The organism is Dictyobacter formicarum (assembly GCF_016587435.1).
On the sequence record NZ_BNJJ01000057.1, the window covers coordinates 1 to 5,217 of the forward strand.

5 protein-coding genes and 1 pseudogene are annotated in these 5,217 nt (G+C 49.3%); 2 read left to right on the forward strand and 4 right to left on the reverse strand.

Features of this window, described 5'->3' with window-relative positions; genetic code table 11:
* From JMI88_RS39035 to JMI88_RS39045, 3 genes are all read right to left on the reverse strand, one after another.
* On the reverse strand, positions 1-747 hold a 747-nt coding region (locus JMI88_RS39035), incomplete at its 3' end, for a carbohydrate ABC transporter permease (RefSeq protein ID WP_201367495.1).
* Between the two features lie 24 nt (positions 748-771).
* Positions 772-1,749, reverse strand: coding sequence for a carbohydrate ABC transporter permease (locus JMI88_RS39040; RefSeq protein WP_201367496.1), 978 nt, complete (start codon positions 1,747-1,749; stop codon positions 772-774).
* Positions 1,750-1,834: 85 nt separating this feature from the next.
* On the reverse strand, positions 1,835-3,211 hold the full coding sequence (locus tag JMI88_RS39045) for an ABC transporter substrate-binding protein (RefSeq protein ID WP_201367497.1): 1,377 nt from the start codon (positions 3,209-3,211) through the stop codon (positions 1,835-1,837).
* A gap of 501 nt (positions 3,212-3,712) precedes the next feature.
* Here JMI88_RS39045 and JMI88_RS39050 point away from each other — a divergent pair.
* Entirely contained in the window at positions 3,713-3,850 is a 138-nt protein-coding gene (locus JMI88_RS39050) for a LacI family DNA-binding transcriptional regulator (protein WP_201367498.1), read from the forward strand.
* A 240-nt stretch (positions 3,851-4,090) separates the two neighbouring features.
* The gene (locus tag JMI88_RS39055; protein ID WP_201367499.1) at positions 4,091-4,876 is read left to right on the forward strand and encodes an SDR family NAD(P)-dependent oxidoreductase; all 786 of its coding nucleotides are present in this window, start codon (positions 4,091-4,093) and stop codon (positions 4,874-4,876) included.
* Positions 4,877-4,953: 77 nt separating this feature from the next.
* Here the strand turns inward: JMI88_RS39055 and JMI88_RS39060 are convergent.
* Positions 4,954-5,217: pseudogene (locus tag JMI88_RS39060) on the reverse strand (LLM class F420-dependent oxidoreductase); the annotation flags it as partial.

A 5,217-nucleotide genomic window follows, 5' to 3' on the forward strand; every position in this document is an offset into this window, starting at 1 on the left:
GGGGAAACCATGCGGGTCCGAGTAACCGGAACTCATCGCCACGGCCAGGGTCGTATTGTTCTGGCTCAAGAAGAGCGAGGGAGAAATATAGTCGCCCCAGACTCCAGTAAACGAGAAGATGAGCGAGGTAACAATCACTGGCACCGATAGAGGCAGAAAGATCTGCCAGAAGATACGTCCATAGCCACAGCCATCAACAATCGCGGCCTCTTCCAGTTCTGAAGGGATGCTGCTGAAAAACTGGCGGAAGAGGAAGCTCAAAAACGGAGAGCTGGATAGACCCCAGAGCACCCACGGCCAGTACGTATCAACCAGGCCCAGGCGTGAAAAAATGACGTAGGTTGGAATAATCGTAACAATTTGCGGCAGCATCAGAGTCGAGAGCATGATTAAGAAGAGTTGACGTTTGCCTTTACCGCGTAAGCGTGCAAACCCAAAGCCTACAAATGCACTCGTCATCGTTGTTAGAACAGAAAAGATAGTGGACAGGATGAAAGAATTAGCAGCGTAGGCTGTATAATTGATCATAGTAAGAGCTTGCAGAAAATTGAGCCAACGAGGGATAAGCGGCCAGAAATGGACCGGATATGCAGCCAGCTCGGATTGATCTTTAAGTGCCGTCGCAAGCAGCCAGTAGAATGGTCCGACAAAGAGCATTGCCAGGACCAGCAGGATAATATATTTCCAGATATCACTTAAACCCGTAAGCGTTCTGCGGCTCCTGGGAGTAGATGCTGAACTTTGCATAGCGCATGGTTCCTCCTTAATAGTCTATTCATTACGGTCTACTTCATAGTAGACCCAGAAGGTGCTCGTGCGGAACACCAGCAGGGTGATTGCCAACACAATAAGGAAGAGCACCCACAGCATCGCCGAGCCAAAGCCAAAACGATTATCATAGAAGAACTGCTGGTAAACATTGACCATATACAGATAGTTGCTACGCGGAACAGCGTTAGCCGAAGCCGCGCCGTTGTTCTGCGATAATAGCAGTGGCTGCACAAAAGTTTGTAGAGAGGCAATCATGCCGGTGACAACCTGGAAAAACAGGACTGGAGAGAGCAAGGGAAGCGTCACATGGCGGAAAGCTTGCCAGGCATTGGCCCCATCGACACGGGCGGCTTCACGCAGTTCAGATGGAACGCCTTGCAGACCAGCCAGCGAGATTACCATACCACCACCTAGTCCCCACAGGACCAGGATAATCAAGGCATAGAATACGTAGGGATCAACGAGCCAGGTCAGCACGGGAAAGCCAAACGGTTCAAGTATGGCATTAAGGGCACCGGCATCACGATCTAAGATTAATTTCCACATAATAGCCGAGGCGACCACAGGCACAATTGAGGGCAGATAGAAAATCGTGCGCAAGAGACCCACAGCCTTTATCCGCTGATTGAGCAGGATAGCCAGGCCCAGTCCACCAGCGACAGAGAGCGGAACAGTAATTACGGCATAGAGCAACGTACGTGAAAGGCTATACCACGTGTCAGCGGTTGATAACAGTTCGGCATAGTTAGCCAGGCCAATAAAGCGCCAGTGCGTTGAAATACCATCAAAATTGGTAAAACTGACCACCAGAGCATAGACCAGAGGAATCACGGTGAGGGCCAGGAACCCCAGCACCCAGGGCGAGATAAAGAGGTAAAAGGTTCTATTAGAGTAGCGCGACCAGCGCTTGCGATGAGTAGCTGGTGGACGCACGCTACGCGCCGTTCCGGTGCTTCTTTGAGAAGTCAGCGTGTCCATAGACACCCTTTCTGTACTGCCTTCTTTTGCTGTGGTTGCATAGTGGCGCGCAGCGCCACTATGCAACCACAGCAAATAAAAAGAACTAACTGCCAGCTTGCTGTTTGCCTTGCTGCAAGAGCTTGTTTATGCTTTGATTGAGCTGTTTAATGCCCTGGTCAAGGGTAGACTGACCACGCATTACCGGCTCAATGGCTTTAGCAAAAGCGGCATTGAAACCGTCATCGGTGATATAGGGGGAGAAACCAAGCGTTTTCTGGTACTGCATCTCATGCTGTAAGGCCTGGAAAGCCTCTTTTTGATACGGCTTGCCCTGTGGCATCTCTGATATCAGGGATTTGAGCGCAGGCACGCCCCAGCCACTTTGCGCACGATCATGGGAAGGTTTGCCTGCCATGAAGTACTCCATGACTTTCCAGGCAGCATCTTTGTTTTTGCTGGCAGCGGGAATCCAGGCCCCGGTTCCCGACATACAGGTACTTATACGAGTAGAACCCATCTGCGGCGCGGGCATCATGCCGGAACTGGAACCGATGCCATTGGTCTGGGTCGCTATAGCGCCACCATACCAGTAGCCAAAGGCGATCATACCAACGCGACCGGCGGTAAACAGGTTGTAGCCACCGGCTGCGTCGGGATCAAGCGGGGAGGGTCCAACGTGCGCCTGTGCGAAGTCAACATAGAACTTCACGGCCTTACGAGCTTCAGGAGTTGAGAAATCAGCTTGGGAGAGATCGGTGCTGAAGAGTTGTCCACCCTGCTGGGCAATCATTTGTAAAAGGTGGCCCTGCATAAAGAAGCCGTACTCGGCATCGAGACCATAGATCTGAATTTTACCATTCTTACGCACGGTCAACTTTTTGCCGATGGCAAGAAGTTCATCGTAGGACAGGGCGTCTGTGGAACTGGGAACGGACACACCAGCCTGTTTAAATATTTTTTCGTTATACCACATCATGGCATCCAGCGACCAGTCTTTAGCCATACCATAGCGTGCGCCCTGCCCCTGAGATTTGCCATCCCAACGGTATACATCGTTGACCGGTTCCAGATCATCTTCCTTGATGACCGAGCTTTTAGCGAAATACTGCGAGAGGTCCTGTGCGACGCCACGCGAACTCCAGTAGGGCATCTCTGAAGCACCAACAGTACGAATGAAGTCGGGTGGTTGACCGGCGGCGAACATAGCGTTCAAACGAGCTTGATCGTAGGTGAGGAATTTAAGTTTAATGTTGGGATTAGCCTTCTGGAAATCAGTGATGTAGGCGGGCAGAAACTCATTGTTCAGATACATGACTGTCAATGTAGTAGCGCTACCACCAGACGAATTCGAGGTAGTAGAGGTATCGCAAGCATCCAACAGCGCTCCGGCCCCTATAGTGACCCCGGCGGTCATTGCGGAATTGATCAAGAAGCGACGACGGCTGAGTGGTGCAGAAGCGATTTTGAGAGTATCTCTCATGGGTAGCGTCCTTTCTACGGTGAAAACCGCCACATGAGACAATGAAAAAGATAACAAGGTGTTCGTTACCAGAACAAAAAATGAGAATGTCAGGAATCGATACCATTCGTGGTGCTTTATTTTTCACTCAGGATTACTACAAAATAACGCGGAATCTGCTTAAACGAGCCTGCCTAACGATGGCATTTTTATGGATAGGAGAAAAGCAAAACATCCTTTCTTCAAATCAGGTATGTGTTTAGAAGAGAATTCACATCTTCAAGTGGACCTACAACCATTAAATAAGTTTCGCGGATGGATGCCTGAATTTTTGTACTTTTTGCTTTAAAATGAGATTAACATATAGGAGTTTTATTGTCAATATTAAACGCCTTGCATAAAAGTAAGTTAGCAAAATGTTTTTAAGTGACTTAAATTGTAATTGGCGATAAAATAAAATTATAGTATATTTCTTGATAAGCGAAGAAATTTTTGAACAATAAAGCGAAAAAGGTGAGGACAATGAAACGAAGAATTACAATCGCTGATATCGCAGCCGAGGCCGGCGTTTCGATACCCACAGTTTCAAAGCAGGCAGCCGCTGGTCCGGCCTTTCTTGTGGCCTCTATCGATAAGTTGGTTCTTCCGCTGGCTCGTTGATTGCACTTGCACAATATTGCAAATATGAAGGAGACAAGGTAGTATAAAATCTTGTTCTAGCATTGATTGCTTTATTTACACAAAGAAGAGACCAGTATGAAGAAAGGAACGCTGTTTCCTCCCCATGCGTAAACGCAGGGGTCTCCACAGGTGGTAAGAGATGAATGTCACCATAGAGCAACTATCGTGGGAAAGTTTAGTGTGCGTGGGGAGATAGTCAAAAAGAGCAGGAGATTCACTATGAGAGGACTACACAACCAGATCGCCGTGATTACCGGTGGAGGTCGAGGTATTGGCCGTGCCATTGCCCAAAAATTTGCTGAATATGGCTCCATCGTCGTTATTGGCAGCCGAAGCGAATCCGAGATAGAAAATACAGCCGATGAAATTCAGAAGAATGGCGGCCAGGCATCCGGCTATGCCCTGGACGTGGCTGATCGTGAAAGTGTGATACATTTTACGGAGCAGGTATGGGACCGGCATCAACGCATCGATATTCTCGTTAATTGTGCCGGCGTGAACACACGTCTACCGGCGGAATCATTTCCAGAAGAAGACTGGGAGCGCATCCTCAATATCAATATCACAGGCGCTTACAGAGTATCGCAGGAGATCGGACGAAGAATGATCGAGCAGGGATCAGGTGCCATTGTGAACATCACATCCATGAATTCTCACGTGGTCACTCCAAATTTAGGGGCATATGCGGCCTCTAAAGGTGCACTGCTACAATATACCAGAGTCCTTGCGGTGGAATGGGCCAAATACAATATTCGCGTCAACGCAGTGAGTCCAGGGTATATCGATACCGCGATGACCACAGCAATCTTACAACGTCCTGAATATCGGCGGAGCCTTCTGGAGAAGACCCCCCAACAACGCTTCGGGCTGCCAGAAGAGATCGCGGAGGCGGTCTGTTTCCTGGCTTCACCGGCAGCTTCGTTTATCACCGGAGTCGCTCTGCCGGTTGACGGTGGATTCCTTGCCGGTCACCCACAAATTGTCCCTCCGGTAAATCTTTTATAAGAGTATCAAGCTTATGTCACTCCCAGTTGGGTATCATGGCGAAGTTCACCAGGATGCCCAACCGGAAATGAGCCATGTTACGCGATAAACTCTTTGGCGAAGCGGCGCATAGGCTCCAGATTTTTCGCACTGGGGAAGGGGAAGTTAATAATAATTTCATCAACTCCCATGGATTCCAACGTGGAGATTCGATCACGAACCGTCGCTGGGCTGCCAACCAGAGATGTATCACTCAGACCTTTTCTCGCTGCTTCAGGTACCTGAGCTAGTGCCTCCTCATCGGTATCGGCGATCGTGCAGAATCCCCCCGTTGTCACGCGGATATCTGAGAAATGTCCCAC

What these genes read in the sequence shown, in the direction of transcription:
- JMI88_RS39040 (WP_201367496.1), bottom strand. Translation starts at nt 1,749, where the DNA reads ATGGACACGCTGACTTCTCAAAGAAGCACCGGAACGGCGCGTAGCGTG.
- JMI88_RS39055 (WP_201367499.1), top strand. Translation starts at nt 4,091, where the DNA reads ATGAGAGGACTACACAACCAGATCGCCGTGATTACCGGTGGAGGTCGA.
- JMI88_RS39045 (WP_201367497.1), bottom strand. Translation starts at nt 3,211, where the DNA reads ATGAGAGATACTCTCAAAATCGCTTCTGCACCACTCAGCCGTCGTCGC.
- JMI88_RS39050 (WP_201367498.1), top strand. Translation starts at nt 3,713, where the DNA reads ATGAAACGAAGAATTACAATCGCTGATATCGCAGCCGAGGCCGGCGTT.